The organism is Brevibacillus sp. M2.1A (assembly GCF_013284355.2).
Lineage (GTDB): Bacteria > Bacillota > Bacilli > Brevibacillales > Brevibacillaceae > Brevibacillus.
Window position 1 is genome coordinate 2,591,290 of sequence record NZ_JABSUY020000001.1, and the last position, 22,800, is coordinate 2,614,089.

Sequence of the window (22,800 nt, forward strand, 5' to 3'; positions counted from 1 at the left end):
GGGGACTTTTTTTATTTTTAGATGAGGAGAATGTTAGATGAAGAAACTGACAGGCAATCAAATCCGCCAGATGTTCCTCGACTTTTTTGTAGAAAAAGGACATCGCATTGAGCCTAGCGCTCCATTGGTTCCAATCGACGATCCTTCCCTTCTGTGGATCAACAGTGGTGTGGCGACTCTCAAGAAATACTTTGACGGCCGCATCATTCCAGACAACCCGCGTATTACGAACTCGCAAAAGTCTATTCGTACGAACGATATTGAAAATGTGGGACGTACTGCTCGCCACCATACTTTCTTTGAAATGCTGGGTAACTTCTCTATTGGTGAGTACTTCAAGGAAGAAGCGATTGAATGGGCATGGGAGTTTTTGACAAGCCCAAAATGGATCGGCTTTGATCCAGAGTTGCTCTCCGTTACCATTCACCCGGAGGACGAAGAAGCATTTGAGCTGTGGAGCAAGAAAATCGGTGTTCCAGAAGAGCGAATCATCCGACTGGAGGGCAACTTCTGGGATATTGGAGAAGGCCCGAGCGGACCAAACACAGAGATTTTCTATGACCGTGGAGAAGCATTCGGAAACGACCCGAGCGACCCTGAGCTGTACCCAGGTGGAGAGAACGAGCGTTACTTGGAAGTGTGGAATCTGGTATTCTCCCAGTTCAACCACAATCCAGACGGTACCTACACGCCGTTGCCTAAGAAGAACATTGATACAGGGATGGGTCTTGAGCGCATGGCCTCTGTCATCCAAGGCGTAGACAACAACTTTGAGACGGACTTGCTGTTCCCGCTGATCGAAAAGACCACGGAAATCTCCGGTGTGAAGTATAAAACAAGCCCTGAGATGGATGTAGCCCTGAAGGTTATCGCTGACCATGCGCGTACGGTTGTGTTTGCGATCGGTGACGGTGCGCTTCCATCCAATGAAGGGCGTGGCTATGTCATTCGCCGTCTGCTTCGCCGTGCCGTACGTATGGGGAAAAAGCTGGGCGTGGAGAAGCCATTCCTGTACAGCTTGACTGAAACAGTAGGCACGATGATGGGCGAATTCTATCCAGAGGTTGTCCAAAAGCGTGCGTTTATCGAAAAAGTCATTCGTGCCGAGGAAGAGCGCTTCCACGAGACACTGAACGACGGTCTGGCGATCCTGTCCGACATGGTAAAAGCAGCAAAAGAAAGCGGAAAGACGCAACTGTCTGGGCAAGATGTGTTCAAAATGTACGATACGTATGGATTCCCTGTTGACTTGACAGAAGACTTCGCAGACGAGCAAGGGCTGACTGTCGATCGCGATGGCTTTGATCAAGCGATGGAAGAACAGCGTGAGCGCGCACGTGCAGCACGTCAAGATGTAGACAGCATGCAAATCCAAGGCGGTCCATTGTCTGATTTGACGGTTACGAGCCAATTTGTTGGTTATACTGAATTGGTAGCAACAGGTAAAGTGGAAGCGATTATTTTGGACAACCAGCTGGTAGAAGAAGCAGAAGAGGGGCAAACCGTACAAGTCGTTCTGAGCCAAACTCCTTTCTATGCAGAAAGCGGTGGTCAGATCAATGACGAAGGTTTCCTGATTTCTGATACCGTGAAAGCACGCGTGACAGATGTACAAAAAGGACCAATGGGACAAAATGTGCATTCTGTTATCGTCGATGCAGGTACCCTGCGCAAAGGCGACGAGATTCGCGCGGAAGTGAATCGTGAAGCACGTCTGGCAATCACGCAAAACCATACAGCGACTCACTTGCTGCATCAAGCACTCAAGGATGTCCTGGGAACGCATGTCAATCAGGCAGGTTCCTTGGTAGCACCAGAGCGTCTCCGCTTTGACTTCACTCACATTAGCTCCATTACTCCAGAAGAACTGGAGCGTATCGAAGCGATCGTGAATGAAAAAGTGTGGGCAAACCTGAGTGTCGAGATCTCCAACAAACCATTGGCTGAGGCAAAAGCGATGGGCGCAATGGCGTTGTTCGGTGAAAAATACGGCGACGTTGTACGCGTTGTAAAAGTGGGCGAATACAGCCTGGAGCTGTGCGGTGGATGCCATGTAAACAATACCGCGGAAATCGGTCTGTTCAAGCTGGTTAGCGAGAGCGGTATCGGCGCAGGCACACGCCGGATCGAAGCAGTAACAGGGCGCGGCGCTTATCAGTTCTTGAACCAGCAGTTCACTACGCTCAAAGAAGTGGCGCAAGCACTCAAGGCACCAGTTTTGGCAGAAGCACCTGCACGTGTAGAAGGTCTGCAACAACAATTGAAAGAAGTACAGCGCGAAAACGAGTCCCTGCGTGCAAAACTGGGGAACATCGAGGCAGCGTCGTTGACGGATAAACTCCAACAAGTAGACGGTATGAACGTACTCGCTGCACGTGTTTCCGCTGTCGATATGGACAACCTGCGCGGCATGGTAGATGAGCTGAAAAACAAACTCGGCTCCGCTGTCATTGTGTTGGGTGCGGTCGATGGCGACAAGGTGAACCTCGTTGCAGGTGTAACCAAAGATCTCATGGATCAAGGCATTCACGCTGGCAAGATCATCAAGGAAGTCGCAACTCGTTGCGGTGGCGGCGGTGGTGGACGTCCTGATATGGCACAAGCCGGTGGTAAGGACCCATCCAAGCTGCAAGAAGCTCTGGACGCTGTGGTTGACTTCGTGAAGAGTCAAGTAGTAGCGAAATAGTGCGATTGCAAGAGAAATTTGTATAATCGACAGGAGTAAACGAAATCCGAGTCGAATACAAAAAAGAGTATGTAACCAAAAGAGTCTCAAAAGGAAATCGAGGTGTTGATTGTGAGTTCGTTGGATAATACCATGAAATTCACGGTGCCCAAGGAAGCGAATGCGGCGGATGTGCAAGAAACATTGACAGAGGTGTACAAAGCCCTGCAGGAAAAAGGATACAACCCGATCACCCAGATCGTAGGTTACTTGCTTTCTGGCGACCCGGCGTTTATCCCACGCCACAACAACGCGCGGAGCCTGATCGGCAAATTGGAACGGGACAAAATTATAGAAGAGTTGGTGACCGTTTACTTGTCAGAGCGCAAGTAGACCTTAACGATGACACGATTGATGGGGTTGGATGTAGGCGACAAGACGATTGGAGTGGCTGTCAGCGATGAGCTGGGATGGACTGCGCAAGGAGTAGAGACCATCAAGCGACAATCCAAGGAAAAGGATCTTGCCCGCCTGAGCGAATTAGTTTCGCAGTATCAAATTGGGGCTTTCGTCGTTGGTTTGCCCAAAAACATGAACGGAACCATAGGCCCGCGTGCTGAAATGTGTCAAGCATTTGGCAAGCTTTTGGAGGAACGCACGTCTCTTCCTGTCCACATGTGGGACGAACGCTTGACGACAATGGCGGCAGAGCGTATGCTGATCTCTGCTGATGTTAGCCGTCAAAAGCGAAAGACAGTGATAGATAAAATGGCGGCCACTTTAATCCTCCAAGGATATTTGGACGCGAAATCGAGGTGACCACAATGAGTGAAGAGATGATGGAAGAGTTCGAAGTGGGCGATGTGATCGCGCTGACGGAAGAAGGTACCGAGGAACCGCGAGATTTTCGTATCATGTACATTTTTGACATTGAAGACCGCAGCTATTTGGTGCTCGTACCAGTAGATCAGGAAGAGGAAGAAGAGTACGAGGTTCACTTCCTGCGTTATGATGGTACAGACATGCTCCAGCCAATCGAGGATGACGAAGAGTGGGAGCAAGTAGAAGCTACCTTCGAAACATTGATTGCTGATTTGGAGAAAGACGGAATTTAATAGACGAGTGGAAAGAGAGTCCGCAACTGGCGGGCTCTTTTTTTGTCTTTTTTCGCCAAAATCACCCATGAAGTGACAGGTAGATAAGCCTCTAGTATAATGAATGGGATGGAGATAAAGAGACCCTAAAGGGAGGATTTCTAGCTTGAAACCAATGTCAGCGAAGCCTGATTTTAACCCCGGCCGCCCTGTGACGCATCGACGCAGACGCGGCGGACGAATTGTGATGTGGCTGGTTACCTTTTTGTTATTGATCATTTTGGCTGCAGGGGGAGCAGCGTGGTACGTGTACCAGCAATTGCAGCCCGTTGCAGGTGAACAGACGGTGAAGAACGTAGCGATTCCGTCCGGTTCCTCCGTACAAAAAATCGGTCGACTACTGGAAGAACAAGGTCTGATCCGAAATGCCGATGTATTTAATTACTACGTGAAGTATAAAGGCATGGCTCCTGATCTTAAGGCGGGAGAATACCAATTTACGACTGGCCAAGCCATTGACGAGATCCTAACCGCCATGGTGGAAGGAAACACGGTGATCAATGCGAACCGATTTACGATCCCGGAAGGCTGGAATGTCGAACAGATCGCAGATCATCTCGATAAAGAAGGCATTGTAGAGAAAGCGGCATTTTTAAAAGAAGTAAATGAAGGAGCATTCCCGGACTATCCTTTTGTCGCAGCCATACCGAAGCATGCAGACCGAAAACACCGTCTGGAAGGGTATTTGTTCCCGGAAACGTATGAGGTGGGCAAAGACGCTACGGCACATGATGTCGTCTCGCGTATGCTCGCTCAATTCCAAAAGGAATGGAAGCCAGAGTGGACAGAGCAGTTGAAGCAGCGCGACTTAACACTGGATGAAGCAGTGAATCTCGCATCGATTGTCGAGCGTGAAGTAACAGTAGACAAGGAGCGTCCGCTTGTAGCAGGCGTGTACTACAATCGGATTCGTGACAAGTGGCCATTGCAGGCTGATGCTACCGTCCAATTTATTCTCGGCAAACAACGAGACCGTCTGACCTTTGAGGACCTAAAAGTAAAAAGCCCGTACAACACGTACACAAATCCTGGATTGCCACCAGGGCCGATTGCCAACCCAGGTAGAGCTTCGCTTGAAGCCGTCGTCAATCCGGCGAAGCATGATTACTTTTTCTACGTGACGAAAAAAGACGGAACGTCCGAGCATTACTTTTCCAAAACACTGCAAGAGCATGAAGCAAATGATAAGAAAAGCAGGGGAAACTAACCAGGTTTCCTCTTTTTTTTGCATACGGTCAACAGTGCTTGACGTAGCCAAGTTTTCCTAAGGTGTGCTATAATAATTCGGTTGTAACGAAAGAGGAGTGAAATCATGATTACCAATCCGGCAATTGACGACTACGTGTCAAGCCTGGTTCCCGAGCGTTCTTTGCTGCTCAAGCGACTGGAGCAGGAGGCGGCAGAGGAAAACATTCCGATTGTGCAGCTCCCGTCCGCTCAAGTCATGCGGATGTTGTTATTGCTGCATCGTCCCAAAGCGATTCTTGAAGTGGGTACGGCAATTGGCTATTCCACTATTTGGCTTGCAGAAGCTGCACCGGAAGCGCGAATTGTCACGATGGACATAGATGAAGATCGATTGGTGAGAGCACGGGAAAATATAAAAGAAGCAGGCTGTGCAGATCGTGTGGAAATACTCTCACGTGACGCTACTTTAGGGCTGCCGGAGTCGTATCAATTTGACTGCTTGTTTATCGATGCGGCCAAAGGTCAGTATCGAGTATTCCTCGATTTGTATCTACCGCTACTTCGCGAAGGCGGTTTGGTAATCAGCGACAATGTCCTGTTCCGAGGACTGGTGGCGACCCCAGAAGAAGCGGGCAAGCGCCAGCGTCCGATGGTGGACAAGCTGCTTTCTTATAATTCACATCTGATGGAGCGTCCTGATTTAGAAACGACATTTATTCCAGTGGGAGACGGGCTGGCTATCAGTATGAAAAAGAGGTAAAAACTTAGGGTCGTATAGGTGTTAAGCATCATGAGGAAGGGGACATGAAGCATGGGTAACCCCGTATTGATTGGGGTAGCGGGAGGCAGTGGTTCCGGAAAAACGACTGTAGCAAAGGAGCTGTACCGCCAGTTCCAAAATGATAGTGTAACGATGATTGAGCAGGATTCCTACTACAAGGATCAAAGCCATTTGAGCCCAGAAGAGCGGGCGTTGACAAACTACGACCATCCCTTCGCTTTTGACAATGATTTGTTGCTTGCGCATTTGCAGGAGCTGATGCAAGGAAAAGCGATCCAAAAACCGATCTACGACTTCAAGGTGCATAACCGCAAGCCGGAGCAAATCCAGGTCGACCCGAAGGATGTCATCATTCTGGAAGGAATGCTGATTCTGGAGGATGAGCGGATTCGTAATTTAATGGATATCAAGGTGTTCGTCGATACCGATGCGGATGTGCGTATTGCACGCCGAATCGTACGTGACATCGAAGAGCGCGGTCGTTCCCTCGATTCAGTGGTGACGCAATACTTAAACGTCGTTCGACCGATGCATTTGCAGTTTATTGAGCCGACGAAGCGATATGCAGACGTCATCATTCCAGAGGGCGGCTACAACCGTGTAGCATTGGATCTGTTATCCACGAAAATCAGCAATATTTTATTGGAGAAGCAACAATTCTCCAATCAATCATAAACACTTACAAGTGCACCGTGACGTACGGTGTGCTTTTTTCTTTGTTCGTTGTTTCTGTCGCGTACATTCCGGCAATACTGGTGAAAAAAGCCAGGGAGGGAATTCGATGCAGCTGGATCGACGAATCAAAAGACGTCACTTTCTTGTATTGCTATCCATGTCGTTGTTATGGCTCGGTTTGATCGTGCGCTTGTGGTGGATTCAACTCGGATCGCCCCATCGGTTTTCTCGGCATGGCGTTGATTTGGTAAAGGCAGCAGTAAAGCAAAGACAGCAAAGCATTGTACTGCATAGCGGTCGTGGCGATATCGTGGATCGGAATGGGTACGCCTTTACCGGAGAAGAGCATCTCGCCTTGATTTTGTTCCCGTTGGCGCGTGGGAGCCTGCAAGGAACAGATGGCTTGCAGCGGGTGGCACAAATAACCGGAGAATCCAAGGAACGGTTGTCGGAGACCATGGAAAAGGCGAAAGCACCGCTGCTCATGCGAGAGGCGTCCGGCAAGCTGGTGATGCTCACCGAGCGGCAGGCCGAGGAAATCAATGCCCTTGCCATCCCGGGAGTTGTGGCATTGGCGGTGACAGAGAGATACCGAGCTGATGAGGTAGCCAAGCATTTGATTGGTTTTATCCATAAAAATCCCGATATGGTGCAAAAGCTGTATCCAGATGAATGGACCAGCGGCAAAATGAATGCCGAGAGCACGCTGGGGGCATCGGGTCTGGAGCGAAGCTTTGATCGGTTCTTACAGGGGGTAGAGCCGTCTGTCTTGTCCTATTACGTAGATGGGCACGGACAACCGCTCCGAGGACTGGATATTCGCTATACAAAACAGTCGAATCAATACTATCCGCTTTCATTAACGACGACCTTGGATGCAGCAATCCAGAGAAGCATGGAAGCAGCAGCCGATCAAGTAGGTCTCAAAGAGGGCAGTATCGTCGTTTTGGACGTACAAACAGCCGACGTTCTTGCAGCTGTGAGTCGCCCTACCTATGATCAAACAAATGTCACGGGAAACACGAGCGATTGGAAGAATCGCGCGTTCAAACAACTCCCGCCTGGTTCTGTCTATAAAACAGTGGTTGCGGCAGCAGCCCTGGCGGAAGGAATCGTTTCGCCCATTGACCGTTTTACATGTACAGGGGAGTACGGGAAGTATCAATTCTCCTGCTGGAAAAAAGAAGGTCACGGCAGTGTGACATTGGAAGAAGCGTATGCCCAATCCTGCAACATTGCGATTGCCCATATCGCCAAGATGGTAGGCGGAGAAAAGTTGGAGGAATATGCAAAAAAGCTGGGCTTGACCACTCAAGTGGGGCATGTTACTCCCAATCTGTATAAACTCAAAAACTTCAAGCAGTTGGATGGTGAAGAGCCGGGTAGAGTCTTTGCAGAGGGGATATCCCGCGACGATGAAGGCGTCCTGATTCAAAGCGCCATCGGTCAGCGGGATGTACGCATTACCCCCTTGCAAGCAGCCAATATGATGGTAACGATTTTGCGTGGCGGGCAAAGCTCTCAAGTACGACTGGTAAAGGAGATCGCATACCGAAATGGTCAGTCGTTCCATACATTTCCCCAGCAGGAGCTCTCTTTGGACGGAATTGACTACGTCACAGCCAACAAATTGCGAAAAATGATGCGTAAAGTTGTCACAGAGGGAACAGGACAGATGCTCATGAATTCCGCTTGGCAGGTGGCAGGCAAAAGCGGGACTGCGCAAATCGGGGATGCGAATGGAAACAATCATCTGTGGTTTCTCGGGTATGCTCCGTTAGAAGAGCCGCGCTACGCCATTTGTGTCGTGGCAGAAAATCAGCCGAGTTGGGGAAAAAACCAGGCTATGGAGCTTTTTCACCGGGTTGTCGCTGAGCTTGCCGATCATACAGCTCAATCTTCCCAACCTCGCGAAGAGTATTTCCGAGGATGAATCCTCTTGCGTTAATTTGATTGTTTTTACCTAGTCCAACGATCAGCATGAGGGGAGAGGAGGACATGTACATGGATTGTGACGCTTTTGACCAAATGGTTCTCTTATCACCTTTGCTGGGAGATAGGCGCTTTACCGTATGGCTATGCCAATCACCAATGTATTTCCATTGTCGATGCCTGCTTAATTTGCGGACGAGCTTTTTGAGATGTATGTCATCGAAAAATATAGAATGTGGCTGGTGAATCGCATTTGGGCCTGGTTCACTTGCATACGTTACGACCCATCTATCCTCTCCAAGTGGGTATCCCATCATGATCCCTCCTGTTTCCAGCGAGGGTTTTTTTCGTACGGCCTGCTCAATTTGTTTCCACGCTTTTGGTGTGATGTACAGCGTCGTCATGAGACATTCGTCCCTCCTTGATAAAACCACTGACATTTGCTTGATATCATATGTACGCGAATAGTGAAATGTCCCGGCGCCAGCAAAGTTAGGAATTGTCGAAAAAAGGATTGTAACTCACCTTCTTCCTTTCTATAATTTGAGTAAAAGTGTGAGTTCAAAAAGTCGGCTTTTTGAACAACCTCTAAAAAGACGGAGACTGGAAAGGTTGATTGTATGCCTTTGGCACCTGTTGATCTCTCACTGATTGGGCAAGTATTAGCGGTTGATTTGTACACCGAACAAGGAATATTGCTGCTGGGACAAAACACGACGATTACGCCTGCCCATGTGATCCTATTGCAAAAGCAACGAGTCCGTGAGGTTGATATCATACAGAGTCTTACAGAGGGAACTGGTGAGGAAGTTACTTCTCAACTATTCCAACTAGAGGCAGATTCTGAGACCGTTGCAGCTTATGTACAAGCCCTCGACAAAACGAGACTACTCTTCGATGAACTGACAGTTGGCGGGGCACCAAGTCTTGATCATTTTTCCAACATCTTTTTTGATGTAGCAGAAAAATCGAGGAAGCATTTGGGGTTGTTCCGGAACTTGTACGTACTGGAAGGAGCAGACAGCTATACATACCGCCATTCATTAAATGTAGGCATTCTCTGCTCGCTCATTGCTCGCTTGATGAAATGGGATGAAGAGCGAGTAGCATTCATGGGGACAGCCGGATTTTTGCATGACATTGGGAAAATGAGGGTACCTAAGGAAATATTGCTGAAGCCAGGCAAGCTAAGTGAAGAGGAATTTGCGATCATGAAGAAGCATACCGTTTTCGGCTATGAGATGATCCGTGAGATGAAGGGTGGATCTGAGCTGTTGGCATTGTGTGCCTTACTGCATCACGAGCGACTCGACGGGTCTGGCTATCCGGAGCAAAGAAAAGGCGATAGCATACCAATCGAATGTCAGGTGCTCGCCGTTGCCGACATGTTTGATGCGATCTGTTCTGATCGTGTGTACAAAGGAAGGTCGTCCCCATTCGAGGCGGCACAGCTCCTCTGGAAGGAAGCATGTAACGGAACGTTGAACGTGGAGATCGTTGCGCAGTTTGTCCGCTACATTGCTTTGCTGTACGTAGGGGCAAAGGCGAGATTGAGTAGCGGGGAAGAAGTCGAAGTAATTCTTATTCATCAAGATGAACCGATGCGTCCATTGGTAAGAAGAATGGGTGAATTCCTCGATTTGCGGCATGATCGCAAGCTGACGATTGAAAAAATGATTGGATAGAAAATCGATGCGAAAAAGATGAAACCGCTCTTGAAAAATGAGAGCGGTTTCATTGTTGCTGATCTGTGAACGATCGTCGGGAAAGCTCGATTAGCCTGGCAGATTGTGACACAATGATAGAGTATCTGGTAGTCTAAGAAACGAAAAGAAACGTGTCGTGCGAATGCTCGAAACGCAAGGAGGAAACACATGATACGCAAAGCGGAACCCACAGATGCAGCTTTTGCTGCGCCCTTAATTTATGATGCCATTGGAGATATCGCGCATACGTTGACAGGTGCGACGGAGGCAGGGGAAGCGATTCGCATGATGGAGGAGTTTTTTGCGAAGGAAAATAACCGACTGAGCTACGAAAACGCGGTGATTGCCATGGATGGAGATGTACCGGTAGGCCTGGCGCTCTTTTATCATGGGAGCCAAACAGAGGTGCTTGATCGTCCCTTCGTTGAGCATGTCCAACGTTTGACTGGCGAGACGATTACGCTTGTAAAAGAAGCAAAGGATGACGAATTTTATTTGGATTCTGTCGCGGTTGATTCCTCATGCAGAGGGAAGGGGATCGGATCACTTCTATTGGATGCTTTTGAAAAAGAAGCAATTCAGCGCGGGCATGACCGAATCGCTTTGCTCGTTGACGAGGAAAAACCGCGTGCGCGCAAGCTGTATGAATCGCTCGGCTATCGTGAGGATGGGACAGTGATCGTAAGCGGCCATAAATTGAGCCATATGGTGAAGGACATTTCGGAAAAGGCGTAAGAAGACCTCTATCGAGGCTTGATACAAGAACCAAAAACGTTTCCCATTGGACATAGAGCTTAAAGTCCGAGGGAAACGTTTTTCGTAAGCTTAACTGCTAAAAGAAGGCACGCTTTGTACTTGGGGTGAGGGCAGGTAAGGTGTGAGATCAAACTTCCAGTCAAATTCACGGATGGGACTGTACTTACCCGTCAGGAGCTTCAAAATATGAGCTTCGGTTGCTTTACTCGTGTTTTTAGACGCGCCTGCTTCATCGTATAGATTGCCACATGCATAGGCAAATAAATACTCTTCCCAACTTGAATAAGCGAGTTGGATTCGCTTGGCTACGTCCAGCATGCCTTCTACGGCATCTGCCTTGGGAAGGTAGGACTGTTGGGCGCCTGCTTTGCAAATAATGAGATACCAGGCATAATCAAACGCGGCAATGCCGGCATGTGGGAGTCTGTTCATGTACGCGTACACGATCAACTGCCGGGCTGACTCCATATCCCCTTTTTTTAAGGACGCGATGTAGTTGGAGCGATTGGCAGCGCTTAGTGCAGATAATACGTGGCGATGCCGATCAAATTCAATTCTTCGCCCATGCTCTAAAAACCAAGTTAAGCGCTCTTTCGTTTTCACGGCGTCCCCGGTATCCCATCTGTTATCAATACGAAGCCGCAAAAACGTATCGCGCAGGCGGTTGTATTCGTGGATGGCCAAATAATAGGCGAGCCGCTTCTGATTTAGGCAAACAGAGGAGAGGGCATGCAAGTAGCGGCTTAACTTTGGGTCGATCTCTTTTTCGTTTTCTGCTTCTTTTGTCATGGAAGTCGTCTCTGCCTCCTTTAGTGGAATGTCAATGCTTTGCGAGTTTTGGGAATCTCACGAATGATGCGGATGTAATACAACATGGAAATCATCGCGAGAATGCCCAGAAGCCATGATCCCGTCCATCCTTTTTCCTCCAAGTCAGGCTTGGCATTGATATACATATCAGTCAAAAGAATCGACTGGTAGGGGTGCTTTCGTTTTTCCAAAGCATTCACAATGACAGGCAACATCTCCCCATCCGGTATCGCCTTCAGCGTGCCTCGCATCGTTATGGATTGCTTGTCATGAATTTCCTTGGCATGGTCGTAGTCCGTAATGACAATGATCGCTTGTTGATCCAGATAACCTATATTTACATAGCCTGTCTCAGAGTTTAACAGATCTCGCTCTTCGGCTTTGGCGGCAGGAATGAACTCAGCTTTTGGCTCGGGATGCTTCTCTGTGTCATAGACGCGGAGCAAATTGATATAAGATGCTTTGGTCAATGTAAACTCCACCTGGTAGCCAAGTCGAGTTTGTTTCAACTCATCCATCGTCTTCAATTGGACAGGATTATATTTATTGACCAAGGAGTCAAACATCTGCTCCGAAGTCATCTCCAGCTTCATGGATACGACAGCAAACATAGCGTAATGGAGCAGAAGGAGAAAAATAATCGTCCAAATGTTACGTCTCGTGTAGAGGGAAAAAAATTGCTTGAACCTTGCTAGCTTGCCAGGAAGCCCGAGGGCTTTCAACGTTTTTCTTCTAGCGGCTTTGGCTTGCTTGTTCACAGCCGGTTCGGACCTCTTGTTAAACGGAGAATGTATTTGCGTCAAACCTATCTTTGCGTCGATATCGGAGGGATTATGCGAAAGCATCTCCTGAAAAACCACTTGAGCCTTCTCCCATTCGCCCAGCTGAAGATAACCTTTCCCTAGCAAGCTGCGAGCGTCCCACAGTTCTGGCATGCGAGTGAGGATTTCCTCGCAATCTTTGATCGCATCGGCGGCATCTCCCTTTTCGAGGAAAAGTCGGGCTCGGCACAAATACGCATCGATGTTATTTGGGTCAAGACGTATCAATTGATCAAAGGTATGAAAGGCTCGATTCTTATTTCCGGTTCGCAAAAAATATTCGCCCTGTAAACGGATCAAATCGGGGTCAAGCGCGTACAGAGCATGTGCTTTTGCCAAATAGTTCTGAGCCGATTCGCAATCATTCTCCATGAGGGCAAATAACGCATCGCTGCGCCATTCTAGAAACGCTTCAATATCCAGGTCATCGCGATTGTCAAAAGAGTGGTAACGCAGCGTGAAGGTCTGATTGAGCTGGCCGTTCAGGTACGCGACAAAACGTCCTGAGAGCTGGCTTGCGAGCTTTTCCGATTTCTCCCGCCATTGAAAATGGGAATCGAGCAACTTCCACACCTCATGAGGCAAGTGATAGTGTTCTTCTAAAAAGTGGAGAAATCGCGTATCGATGAGTTGATGGCAGCCGACATTCCACATCGCCTCGTCATTCAGCAACTCACGCCAGTTTTCAAGCTGGATACGCTCGTGATAGTTGTCGTACAACATTTGCGTACGGCGGAAAAAACGCTCCACCATATCATCGGGGTTCATGGAGCGTTCGGAATGATCGTAGCTCTCCGTGAAATCGTACCGCTTGGGAATAGGGGTTTCTTCTACAGAGACTACTTCTTGCGTTGTTTCCTCTAAAAACCTGTCAAACAGTGTGAGCCGCTGCGGTGGATCGTAGGTAGGCTGCTCTTCTTCTGCTGGTTTCGAATGCAACAGCTCATATTGTCGTCTCGGCGGCTGGAGGTGAATCGTCTCTTCTTGCGATTCATGATTTTCCTCACTATCCAGCTGTCTTTTTTCAGGTAGGGGCGTTTCTTCGATCCTGCGATTCCGCTTGTCATTGCCCGTGAACTTCAGGGCGAGGTCGTATGCCTCTCGCAATCGCTGAAATCCTTCAGGATCAACTTCCGGATTGTGCACCTTCAACTTTTTGGCATAAGCCTTTTTTATCTGGGCAGGATTGTCCGTCGGTTCAATCCCGAGAATCTCCCAAATCCCCATTAATACTCATTCCACCCTTCAAACATGTCCAGCTGTTGCTTCAATTCTTCTGCTGCTTTGGCAATGTCTCTATCATTTTGGGTGGACAGGACACTTTCAAATCGGCGTAAGCAATTCGCAATGATCATACGGTTTTCGCCCAACGCTTCTTCATACATACGCTCGCCTTTTGCCAGAAGCAATCGATTTTCGGTTCGTTCCCTGGGGTGGATCTTAATGTTTTGGAGGGCTTGAAAACGCTCCTCAATTTCTTTTGGTGAAAGGCTGCCCGGGTTTTTTTCGATGACGGCCTTGGTTTTGACCCCTGTAGATACGACAGTCACTTCGACTTCGAGAATCCCGTTGATATCATATGTATAACGAACATCGATAGACTCCTCGCCCTTTTTGGCAGGGGGAACTTTTACATCCAGTTCGCCAAGTTTGAGGTTATGTTCGACCCGTCGGCTTTCGCCTTGATACACGTCAACGAGAATGGAGCGTTGATAATCGAGAACGGTGTATAACCGTTCTACCCGGCTGACCGGGATTGGCGTATTGCGCTCGATGATCGGAAAGAAGTAGCCATCCTCGTGTTTGCCGTTTGCCATGGTTTGTACAATACCCGTACCGAGTGTGTATGGGCAAACATCTGTTAAAACTAGCTCGTTTAACGCCTCGTTGCGTTCCTTGAGTGCTGCTTGAATCGCTGTTCCCAATGCAACAGCCTCATCGGGATTAATATGGGAATAGGGCAGTCGCCCAAATATTTTGCTTACGATGGACTTGATAAGCGGCATCCGCGTCGCACCACCAATAAGCACGATTGCGTCCAATTCCCGAGGTGAGATGGAGGCGTCTCTCAAAGCGCGCTCGATTGGCTGACGCAGTCGTTGCAGCAGGGGAAACGCGAGATCTTCCAGCTGATTCCGGCTGAGAGTCGATTCAACCAGCTCTCCCTGGATATTGACACTCATTTTCCCTTCTTGGTCCACAAACAAGGCACGCTTGCACAACTCAGCTTGTTTGTGAATGGACGAACGCGCTTTACTGTCCAGCGTGTTGATATCGAGTCGATGGGCTTCTATGAAATAAGAGGCGATCAGATCGGTAAAGTCTTCGCCGCCCAAAAAGTTGTCTCCAGCGATTGATTTTACTTCCATCACACCTTCGAACATTTCCAAAATAGAAACGTCAAACGTTCCGCCACCTAAATCGAATACTAGGAATTGTGTCTCCGATTCCTCCTGATGGAGCCCATATGAGATCGCGGCAGCAGTCGGTTCGCTGATTAAGCGCTCCACTTTTAGTCCAGCAAGCTCTGCTGCTCGCTTGGTTGCTTTGCGTTGTGTGTCGTTGAAATAGGCAGGCACACTGATAACCGCTTCGTGAACGGGATGCCCTAAATGAGCCTCTGCATCCGCCTTCAAAGATTTAATCACAAAGGAGGAAAGGTCTTCGGCAGAAAAGGAATATCTCCCCAGTTGGTATCTTTTTTCTGTCCCCATAAACCGTTTGAAGGTAGAAGCTGTTCGATCTGGGTGAGTCAAGAGACGCTCTCTGGCGATTTTTCCAATCAAGATCTCGCCATTCTCATCGACGCTGACAACAGAAGGAGTCAGTGTTTCTCCGAGCGCGTTTGGAATGAGCACGGGTCCATTTTCAGTCCAGTAGGCCACCAGACTGTTCGTCGTGCCCAAATCAATTCCTATGGTGGTCATCAGCTAGGTCCTCATTTCCGAGTTTTTTCTACTAATATCGGCAAAAATAGTTACTTTGTAGATAATTTTACCATGAAAAAAATGGATATAATTGGTGCTTTAGTAGGATATGAAATCGAATTTTAGATAACGAAAATAGATATAGAATTCCTAAGATAGAAAACGACAGACGAGAGAGGTCGTTATGCCAATGCAGCAGCGAATGGAAAAGTGGTTTGAAACGTGGAAGTTACTTATGCATGATATGGAGCGACAAGGTGCTCAGGTTTGGCCGCTCACTATAGAACCACCAGCAAGGCTGGAAGAAATCGAGAGTAGAGAGGAAAGTCTCGGGATCAGATTTCCCGCGACGATCCGGACTATTTTGCTTGCGGGCAGTAGTCAGGTTCAAATAAATTGGTCGTTGCCATCTCGAGCGTTAGACCCTTTTTCGCTGAGTGGGGATTTGGGATGGTCATTGGATGCGTTTGAGTGGCCGTACTTTGGTGGGGACGAAGAGAGTGAGGACGAGAAAAGGTATCTCTGTTTTCACGTCGGCGGGAATGGCGACATGCTGCTCATCGATTTGTCGACAGGCGTGGATGACCCGCCCGTTTATTCCTGGGGGCATGAGACAGACGAATTCCTATTGCTCGGCAAAAGCTTCACAGAGTTCATAGAGCGGGTCACGGAGCTGGGCTGTATTGGGGCAGAGTGCTGGAATTATGAAGCACTCGCCGGTGCAGATGGACTCGATGTCGAGGGACAAGTCGCACAAGAGTGGAAAGAATGGCTGCAAATCTATCGGACGCTAACCTTTGAAGAGGCAGCACAAGATTTCGAAAAGCTAGTCTTGTTTGCCAAAATGCATGGTGCAGGAGATTCGCGTATCCAAGAGGCATTTACTCAGTACGATTGGGAGCCAGTTTTACAAAAATGGGTAACGCAAATCGAGCAGGAAACCTCATCAAGCAATCTGTTACTTTGGTGCCAGCTCATTGTCGAGACAGTAGGCAAGAAGGCAGAGGGCTGGGTGCGCTCGCTATGGAAGTCCGGGCCACATTATGAACGTATAGGCTCAACCTTGCGTGCATATGTAACGGCAGCTTGTTTGCCCGAAGAAGAGGGGTTACAGCGAGTTTTGGCTGAAATGGATGAAGTCGTTGCCAGAAAAGAATGTTTGGTAGGATATGCTGCCAACAGTCATTTGCATCACTTTCGCTCCCGAGAAGTCATTTTATGGATGGAACCGCATGTGGCGTACCCGATTGAAGGCTGGGATGAGCTTTTCGCGGTGTCACGTCCACAATGGGATGATCTGATTCGTTGGCTGGACGGAAATGAAGCACAGCGGCAGATTGCATTAAGTGCTTGGGGCAAAATGCTGACAAGCGGTGAATCGCCTTCCGGTGAGGCGAATTGGGAAGAAATTAATCGGTTGTTGGATGTAGCGTACGAGAAAGCCATTCTGCGCAAGGAAAAGGAGCGTGTAGATCGCATTCGCTCTTCCTTGGAAACAGTAAAGCAGTAGACGAGGGGGGAAATTACAATGAGAAATGTGGTAACGGTATGGGGAACAACCTTGCAGTCTTCTGATGAGCTAGCGGATTTTCTGACTCCGGTTTACGACGAGGACGGGGAAGTGATACCGTCTGGCTTTTTAACAGCATCGGGTCTTGAATGGGTAGACGAGGATTTTTTTGAAGTGCATGAGGTACAGGATGCAGAGGCCAGAGCGGACTTTTTGACGTATTTGGAAAACGAATATGCGATGAATGCAACACTCGACAGAAAAGAATGGCCGAAAAAGCTAACAGAGGAGATTGGCAAGTACCCACATGTCATTTTGCTGTACGGCAATGAATCGAGGTACGGTCCGATTAACGAAAAACTGTTCGAACTCACTGAGGATGGGCAAGAAAAAGACTCACCGCTGGTCCTGCTCGCCAAACTTGTCTTTGAAACAGAGGAGCGGTAAGGAACAGGGAGGAATACATAAGTTAGGGGAGGCAGACATGGCTTACAAATTCGCAGATTTATACGATGCGGCTGAACTGGGAGATATTGAGCTCGTAAAGAAGATCGTCACGCAACAGCCGGAATTGCTGCATGAAAAGGATGAGTATGAGTTTTCCGTACTGCATGGAGCTGTGATGACAGACGATGTCGACCTTATTGCGTACTTGGTGGCACAGGGAGCAGATGTTCATGCGAAAAACGATGAGGGCATTACCCCGTTGCATATTGCACTCTATCCAGAGGTTGCAGAGGCGCTCATCGCCCACGGTGCAGACATACATGCCAGCGCTCATGATGGAAGTACCCCGCTGCACACACAGGTAGCGGATGGAGAGGAGCGTGTGGATGTGGTAGAGTTGCTGCTGGCTAAAGGTGCGAATCCTAACAAAAAGGACATAGAGGGGCAAACACCATACGATATAGCGCGCGAGAGAGAAGACGAAGAGATGATGGCATTATTTGAATAGGGGAAAGGTAAGCGTCCGTTATAATTTCGGACGCTTTCTTTCTTGTTCGAGTGCTGCGACGCGTTTTTCCAGCTCGTCGAAGGCTTTTTGCTTGGTTCCTGTGCGTTTTACGATGAAAATGCAGCAAGCAATGAAAAGGGCTAAAGGCATGAGGAAGACAAAGAGCAGAATGAGTAAAGTACCCCATTCGATCGACACAGCGCCAAAATCTAGCATGGGTGACCACTCCAATAAGTTTGGTTTAGATATGCCAATTCGTTTGGATTATTGTACCAAAAAATATAATTTTTTAAAAATATTGTAACGAAAACGATAGGGAGGCTCATATGCCCGACAACATAAAAAACTTAGTTGAATACACAGAGGTGTTCGCCGAAAAATGGTTACATTTTCAACTAAGCCAGAGGGAGATTTACGTCATTTATCTCCCATTGGATAGCGTTTTAATTGTCGATGGTAGAATAAGGAACTGAGAGAAGATGGTGTGTCTGAGGAGTTTATTCAATTTTTACAACCGCAATTAAGTAATCTTGAAATTATTTCGATAAAAGACGATTGGGATGACCATGCGGTTTTTGGAATATCTGACTCGCTCGTGTTCATTTACCTTCGTTTAATCAGCCACTAACCGAGTACGTCTTTGTACAAAGAAGGATTCGCTTATTCACTCGGTTATTTTAGCGTACATGCACATATAGGCGACCGCCCACATAAGGATAGAAGTAAGCTATTCCAGACGTGGAGGTGGCAGCCATGTCCAGCATTATCGCGGCGCTTTCCCTTGTTTTTAAAGAACTTCTTGTTTTTGTGGCTTATGTCAAGAACAATGCCTTCCCGCAACCGCTTCAGGACACCGAAGAAGAAAAGTACCTCCGACTCATGGCCAAAGGCGACCCTTACGCCCGCAACAAGCTGATTGAGCACAATTTGCGTTTGGTGGCGCATATTGTGAAGAAATTCGAGAACACGGGTGAGGACAGTGAAGATCTGATTTCCATCGGTACCATCGGCCTGATCAAAGCAATCGAGAGTTATCAGGTGGATAAGGGCACCAAGCTGGCTACGTATGCTGCGCGTTGTATTGAGAATGAGATAGTAATGTCAAAAGGGTGCATCAAGAGCTTAGCGCAAGAAAAGGGAACCATTAAGATTCCCCAAAAATTGAAAGATATAACGAAGCCCTTCTTCCTACATAGGACGAGCCCCAGGTCCTGATACACCACCAACAACTGGCGCTACTCGAGACATTCCTGTCAAAGCAGGGTCCTTCTTAAAATCGTATTCCTCATACAGATGTTTACCTTCGACAGAAGAAAAGTGACCTATAAAAGCTTTATCAGGAGCATTCCGTTTAAGATAGGACATGAGATTGTCCATAATTCTTGTCCCTATCCCTACTTTTTGAAACTCCGAAAGTACAACAATAACGATGGTTCAATGTTAAATAAAAACAGGTTTGATTGAAAGTAGAAGCAATTTCAATTAACAAAATGTGTACAGTGTTCAAGTTAGGTTGTCTTCACGAAGCGTATTTTTTACTAGTTCCCTAAAGACAACGTATATCTGATTAATATTACTGCTTTGAAACCATATAGCATCTTTCCAAAAGTCTTTGTAACCTTTTAACTGTACGAGCACAGTATGGATTTCGTCTTTTGACAATTCTCGAATAGACAAATTGTTGTGAAGGATATTGGAGAGAATTTCGAAGCAAATAATTGGTTCACCATCTACACTCATTCCGTTACACATCTCTTTAGAAAGTTCGATTTCTGAAATTTGATCTTGTGTTAACAATGCTTTTAGATCGTTCATTAGAGCACCTGCTTTTTGGAAATATTCAACTATATTAACACTGTAGTTAACTGAGAAATTATCAGATCTCGAAGTTGCGTTAAAACACTAGGTAAGTATTCTTGTGGATGCATAAGAACTGCAATCAACACACTTATGGTTATGGCTGCAATCCAAATAAAACTTTTGGATCCTCTTGATTTTAATTTTTGAGTGAGAAGCAGAGAGAATAACAAAATAGCAATATTTAAAATTAATGTTATTGGAATACTTACAATTCTGCCAAGACCTGTATAAGGAAAGTATTCGATCAATAAGAGTATGGTAACTATACTCGGAATCATGGCTAATAAGAAAGTTATTACTGGTTTCTTCATTTGGTGAACTCCTTATCTGGTTGTTTGCAGTTTCACTTAATTTTCATACTGCAATTCCCATAATAAGGTATTCGTGAAATAAAAAAATCAATCCTGCCCGTTAAGGTAAATTGTCTTCAGTCTCAAACTTTATTTTCATCGAATACTAGGAGTGCAAGTCATTACCAATATCGATCTGCCAAGCTGCTATAAAAGTGGCTGCTTAACACAACGGTAATTGAGGAAAATGGTTCAATTACCTACTTAAGACAAAACAATAACCCACTGTCGCCAGTGAGTTAATATTTTAAAACTTATAATTTGCTTAGCAGTAGCCGTTGTAGGAAAAATTTGGGCATTGCCAAAAAGTTGGGCATCCACCAGTACAACCATACTCAGACAATGGAAATCCATCTTTAACTTGATTTACGAATTTAACCTGTACATCTAAATCAAACAAATCTTGTTTTTGCATTGTTAGTCCCTCCTGATAATATGGTTTTATTTACAATAAATGGTAACTTAATAACGGTTTTTAGTAAAGTACATTAATAGATATTTAGTTTTGTAGAGAGTAAGGATGGTGAAGCTGGTACTTCCAAATGGGTAACACAACACACGATTTGTAAAGGAGTGGGGCAAATGCCGGAATGAGATCTGCGCAAGTTTTGTGAAGACAAGGAATTGGATTGGCGCGGCGACAAGCTGCTCCTTTTGCTACACTTCACCGAAATCAAAGAATTCGAAGATTTGATCGGTCGATATGCTCTGGACGATGGTGGTCTCGACGTAACGCTTTTATCTAACGGAATAGCGGTTGATTTGATAGAACTGTGCGAGAACGAAGACATCGATCCTGAAAGCATTCGTGTCAAAGAGGTATGGACTTAACACTTCATTACTTGTGATAAATCAAGTGAAGGTATGTTAAAGGAAGAGGGATTTGGAAAGGAAGTGATTTAGAGGGGCTGTATATACCACGTTTTTTAGCAGCCCTCTAAATCTTACAGCAAATCTAACATTTCTTTAATAAGCCAATGGATGCGTACTTAAGGAAATGCGGTATTTCACATTGGGGTCCACTCTCATTGCATCTTGGGAAGAAACTTGTATTTTAATTTTTTCGCCAGCGGGCAAATATACGTACCAGGATTCGCGTCCAGTATCTTTTAAAACTTGTTGTGATTGACCACCAACATACAAACTTTGAATCTGGTAGTCTAGGCTGCGATTTTGATAGGTGTCGAAGTTAATATAAAATGCTTTTCCTTGGCCTGTGTCGTTTGTCCATTGAAACCAATCACGATCCATTGGTTTTTCAAATTCTGGATATGCTTTGTAAAGAGTACCTTCAAAATCATCATTAATTCCTTGAAAATAATTCGGTGAGTCGATACTATCAGGCTCTATGGCAGTACCTAAAGCGAATGCAGAAGAAGACATGGAAAGTAGGCAGGTTGTCAGTCCGATCATTGATATCAGTTTCTTTAACTTCATAAATGTAACCTCCTAAAATCTAGTAAAGAACACGTGTGTAATTTGCATTAATTTTTACAAAAAATATAAATATCTTTTCTTTTACAAACTGGAGTATGGGAGAAAGCTCCGTATGCCTGACACTTCTGAAAAGGAAGCCTGTCAATTGGCATTAAAAGGCATCAAAAATAAAGTTACCAAAATCGGTTTATGGTTGTTGAATTTTAAAATAGTTCACACTGGAACCATAATTCCAATTACCAGCTTCATCCTGTATGCTAACACCTACGTACAGAAGTCTATTACTTGGTAATTTGTCTTTTGGAATCACAAAGGATTGAAAGTTATTGCTTGTATTTTGTGGTAGAACTCCTGAACTATAAACACGACCGGTATCATTATCAATGACCTCAACCCAGAAGGTTTTAAAAACAGTATTTGGATCAGGATCTGTTTGAGACCACGTTATTAAAATTGGGTCTCCGTACTTTAGGATTGTAGGGTTGTACGGATCCTTTGATGGTGGGGAGAAAACCTCTACATCGGGCGGAGTATTTTGAGTGATAACTGATGATGTAGGGTTTGAAATTGCTTTTGCAGACGATACAGTGGGAACGAGCAAAGTAACTGCCATTAGTGAAGCTAAGAGAATGGACATTTTCTTCATAGTGACAACTCCCTTAAATAACTTTATTGTGATACGATTGTATTATTACAAATTTTACCAAAAATGTAAATGTATTTTCGGTGTAGGCTGCACTAGATGCGGTGGTGGGCGGAAGGAAGTAAAGAAGATTGGAAAACATCTACGACAACCCCGAGTTTATCCAGACTGCTTAACATAAGAGAAATTGCGAAGAGGAGGGAGACTAAAATGATCAACATCACAGTGCCTGATTATCAAGAAATTATTATCTACAGAGACATTAAAAGTCTTAGAGTTATACCAAGGCATCGAGGTGGGATCTATGCTTTGTTTGACAAACACGATCAACTCTTATGGGTAGGCAAATCGGGAAATTTACGCAGAAGGGTACGAAGTCACACAACGGGTAAAAACAAAGATACGATGGCATGGCATAAAGAAGTCTCACAAATACAAATTATCTATGTAGAAGATGCAGTTGATAGGGCAATTTACGAGGCATACATGATCGGGAGGAGTAATCCGAGACCACGATATAATGTTGATTTGAACTTAGAATAGTATGCTTAACACAATATTTCGGGAGTAAAAAAGAAAAAGCCCCCAGGCGGGAGCCCGTATATATGTTCGCCTAATCTAATTATATCA

The 22,800-nt window shown here is 46.3% G+C and carries 27 protein-coding genes; 16 read left to right on the plus strand and 11 right to left on the minus strand.

The window, feature by feature from the left end:
* Positions 1 to 37 precede the first annotated feature (37 nt).
* The 8 genes from alaS to HP567_RS12590 all read left to right on the plus strand — a co-directional run bounded on the left by alaS (position 38) and on the right by HP567_RS12590 (position 8,396).
* Positions 38 to 2,686, plus strand: coding sequence for an alanine--tRNA ligase (gene alaS / locus HP567_RS12555; RefSeq protein WP_173608433.1), 2,649 nt, complete (start codon positions 38 to 40; stop codon positions 2,684 to 2,686).
* 111 nt (positions 2,687 to 2,797) lie between these two features.
* Complete coding sequence (locus HP567_RS12560) at positions 2,798 to 3,058, plus strand: IreB family regulatory phosphoprotein (protein WP_007727936.1); 261 nt, start codon at positions 2,798 to 2,800, stop codon at positions 3,056 to 3,058.
* Positions 3,059 to 3,067: 9 nt separating this feature from the next.
* On the plus strand, positions 3,068 to 3,484 hold the full coding sequence (gene ruvX / locus HP567_RS12565) for a Holliday junction resolvase RuvX (RefSeq protein WP_142063197.1): 417 nt from the start codon (positions 3,068 to 3,070) through the stop codon (positions 3,482 to 3,484).
* A gap of 5 nt (positions 3,485 to 3,489) precedes the next feature.
* Positions 3,490 to 3,780, plus strand: coding sequence for a DUF1292 domain-containing protein (locus tag HP567_RS12570; protein ID WP_005832492.1), 291 nt, complete (start codon positions 3,490 to 3,492; stop codon positions 3,778 to 3,780).
* A gap of 145 nt (positions 3,781 to 3,925) precedes the next feature.
* Positions 3,926 to 5,026, plus strand: a complete 1,101-nt coding sequence (gene mltG / locus HP567_RS12575) for an endolytic transglycosylase MltG (protein WP_173608432.1) — start codon at positions 3,926 to 3,928, stop codon at positions 5,024 to 5,026.
* A gap of 105 nt (positions 5,027 to 5,131) precedes the next feature.
* Entirely contained in the window at positions 5,132 to 5,767 is a 636-nt protein-coding gene (locus HP567_RS12580; protein WP_173608431.1) for an O-methyltransferase, read from the plus strand.
* Positions 5,768 to 5,818: 51 nt separating this feature from the next.
* A complete protein-coding gene (gene udk / locus HP567_RS12585) occupies positions 5,819 to 6,463 on the plus strand; it encodes a uridine kinase (RefSeq protein ID WP_173608430.1) in 645 nt (214 codons plus the stop codon).
* Between the two features lie 106 nt (positions 6,464 to 6,569).
* Positions 6,570 to 8,396, plus strand: coding sequence for a peptidoglycan D,D-transpeptidase FtsI family protein (locus HP567_RS12590; RefSeq protein ID WP_173608429.1), 1,827 nt, complete (start codon positions 6,570 to 6,572; stop codon positions 8,394 to 8,396).
* Here the strand turns inward: HP567_RS12590 and HP567_RS12595 are convergent.
* Positions 8,308 to 8,799 carry a Mov34/MPN/PAD-1 family protein gene (locus HP567_RS12595; RefSeq protein WP_173608428.1) on the minus strand — a complete coding sequence of 164 codons (492 nt, stop codon included), beginning with the start codon at positions 8,797 to 8,799 and terminating at the stop codon, positions 8,308 to 8,310. The two genes, HP567_RS12590 and HP567_RS12595, sit on opposite strands and share 89 nt — an antisense overlap.
* Positions 8,800 to 9,015: 216 nt before the next feature.
* Here HP567_RS12595 and HP567_RS12600 point away from each other — a divergent pair, with 216 nt between their 5' ends.
* Entirely contained in the window at positions 9,016 to 10,080 is a 1,065-nt protein-coding gene (locus HP567_RS12600; protein ID WP_173608427.1) for an HD-GYP domain-containing protein, read from the plus strand.
* A 189-nt stretch (positions 10,081 to 10,269) separates the two neighbouring features.
* Positions 10,270 to 10,836: a GNAT family N-acetyltransferase gene (locus tag HP567_RS12605; RefSeq protein ID WP_173608426.1), complete on the plus strand. Its 567-nt coding sequence runs from the start codon at positions 10,270 to 10,272 to the stop codon at positions 10,834 to 10,836.
* A gap of 90 nt (positions 10,837 to 10,926) precedes the next feature.
* On the opposite strand, the gene HP567_RS12610 is transcribed toward HP567_RS12605, so the two are convergent.
* From HP567_RS12610 to HP567_RS12620, 3 genes are read right to left on the minus strand one after another with little or no spacing between them, the layout of a single operon-like run.
* Entirely contained in the window at positions 10,927 to 11,646 is a 720-nt protein-coding gene (locus HP567_RS12610) for a DUF1266 domain-containing protein (protein WP_173608425.1), read from the minus strand.
* A gap of 20 nt (positions 11,647 to 11,666) precedes the next feature.
* Positions 11,667 to 13,715, minus strand: coding sequence for a J domain-containing protein (locus HP567_RS12615; RefSeq protein ID WP_173608424.1), 2,049 nt, complete (start codon positions 13,713 to 13,715; stop codon positions 11,667 to 11,669).
* A complete protein-coding gene (locus HP567_RS12620) occupies positions 13,715 to 15,415 on the minus strand; it encodes a molecular chaperone HscC (protein WP_173608423.1) in 1,701 nt (566 codons plus the stop codon). The genes HP567_RS12615 and HP567_RS12620 overlap by 1 nt, the downstream gene beginning before the upstream one ends.
* Before the next feature lie 184 nt (positions 15,416 to 15,599).
* On the opposite strand from HP567_RS12620, the gene HP567_RS12625 reads away from it, so the two are divergent.
* Genes HP567_RS12625 through HP567_RS12635 form a run of 3 tightly spaced genes read left to right on the plus strand, consistent with a single transcriptional unit; the run spans position 15,600 to position 17,880 of the window.
* Positions 15,600 to 16,925, plus strand: coding sequence for an SMI1/KNR4 family protein (locus tag HP567_RS12625; RefSeq protein ID WP_173608422.1), 1,326 nt, complete (start codon positions 15,600 to 15,602; stop codon positions 16,923 to 16,925).
* Positions 16,926 to 16,943: 18 nt separating this feature from the next.
* Complete coding sequence (locus tag HP567_RS12630; protein ID WP_173608421.1) at positions 16,944 to 17,372, plus strand: immunity 22 family protein; 429 nt, start codon at positions 16,944 to 16,946, stop codon at positions 17,370 to 17,372.
* A 37-nt stretch (positions 17,373 to 17,409) separates the two neighbouring features.
* Positions 17,410 to 17,880 (plus strand): ankyrin repeat domain-containing protein, encoded by a 471-nt coding sequence (locus HP567_RS12635; protein ID WP_173608420.1) that lies wholly within the window; start codon positions 17,410 to 17,412, stop codon positions 17,878 to 17,880.
* Between the two features lie 18 nt (positions 17,881 to 17,898).
* On the opposite strand, the gene HP567_RS12640 is transcribed toward HP567_RS12635, so the two are convergent.
* The gene (locus HP567_RS12640) at positions 17,899 to 18,096 is read right to left on the minus strand and encodes a hypothetical protein (RefSeq protein ID WP_173608419.1); all 198 of its coding nucleotides are present in this window, start codon (positions 18,094 to 18,096) and stop codon (positions 17,899 to 17,901) included.
* Positions 18,097 to 18,633: 537 nt separating this feature from the next.
* Here HP567_RS12640 and HP567_RS12645 point away from each other — a divergent pair.
* A complete protein-coding gene (locus HP567_RS12645) occupies positions 18,634 to 19,095 on the plus strand; it encodes a sigma-70 family RNA polymerase sigma factor (protein WP_229088001.1) in 462 nt (153 codons plus the stop codon).
* Here HP567_RS12645 and HP567_RS29980 read toward each other — a convergent pair.
* From HP567_RS29980 to HP567_RS12660, 4 genes are all read right to left on the minus strand, one after another.
* A complete protein-coding gene (locus tag HP567_RS29980) occupies positions 19,069 to 19,311 on the minus strand; it encodes a GNAT family N-acetyltransferase (RefSeq protein WP_370648070.1) in 243 nt (80 codons plus the stop codon). The genes HP567_RS12645 and HP567_RS29980 overlap by 27 nt on opposite strands.
* A gap of 72 nt (positions 19,312 to 19,383) precedes the next feature.
* Positions 19,384 to 19,695 carry a hypothetical protein gene (locus tag HP567_RS12650; RefSeq protein WP_173608418.1) on the minus strand — a complete coding sequence of 104 codons (312 nt, stop codon included), beginning with the start codon at positions 19,693 to 19,695 and terminating at the stop codon, positions 19,384 to 19,386.
* A 29-nt stretch (positions 19,696 to 19,724) separates the two neighbouring features.
* On the minus strand, positions 19,725 to 20,051 hold the full coding sequence (locus HP567_RS12655) for a hypothetical protein (RefSeq protein ID WP_173608417.1): 327 nt from the start codon (positions 20,049 to 20,051) through the stop codon (positions 19,725 to 19,727).
* A 304-nt stretch (positions 20,052 to 20,355) separates the two neighbouring features.
* A complete protein-coding gene (locus HP567_RS12660) occupies positions 20,356 to 20,505 on the minus strand; it encodes a hypothetical protein (RefSeq protein ID WP_173608416.1) in 150 nt (49 codons plus the stop codon).
* Between the two features lie 209 nt (positions 20,506 to 20,714).
* Between HP567_RS12660 and HP567_RS12665 the strand changes: the two genes are divergently transcribed.
* Complete coding sequence (locus HP567_RS12665; RefSeq protein ID WP_229088002.1) at positions 20,715 to 20,921, plus strand: hypothetical protein; 207 nt, start codon at positions 20,715 to 20,717, stop codon at positions 20,919 to 20,921.
* Between the two features lie 135 nt (positions 20,922 to 21,056).
* Here the strand turns inward: HP567_RS12665 and HP567_RS12670 are convergent, their stop codons facing one another.
* Entirely contained in the window at positions 21,057 to 21,527 is a 471-nt protein-coding gene (locus HP567_RS12670) for a hypothetical protein (protein ID WP_173608415.1), read from the minus strand.
* Positions 21,528 to 21,714: 187 nt separating this feature from the next.
* The gene (locus HP567_RS12675) at positions 21,715 to 22,173 is read right to left on the minus strand and encodes a hypothetical protein (RefSeq protein ID WP_173608414.1); all 459 of its coding nucleotides are present in this window, start codon (positions 22,171 to 22,173) and stop codon (positions 21,715 to 21,717) included.
* Positions 22,174 to 22,380: 207 nt separating this feature from the next.
* Here HP567_RS12675 and HP567_RS12680 point away from each other — a divergent pair, with 207 nt between their 5' ends.
* Entirely contained in the window at positions 22,381 to 22,713 is a 333-nt protein-coding gene (locus HP567_RS12680; protein ID WP_173608413.1) for a nucleotide excision repair endonuclease, read from the plus strand.
* Positions 22,714 to 22,800: the final 87 nt, after the last annotated feature.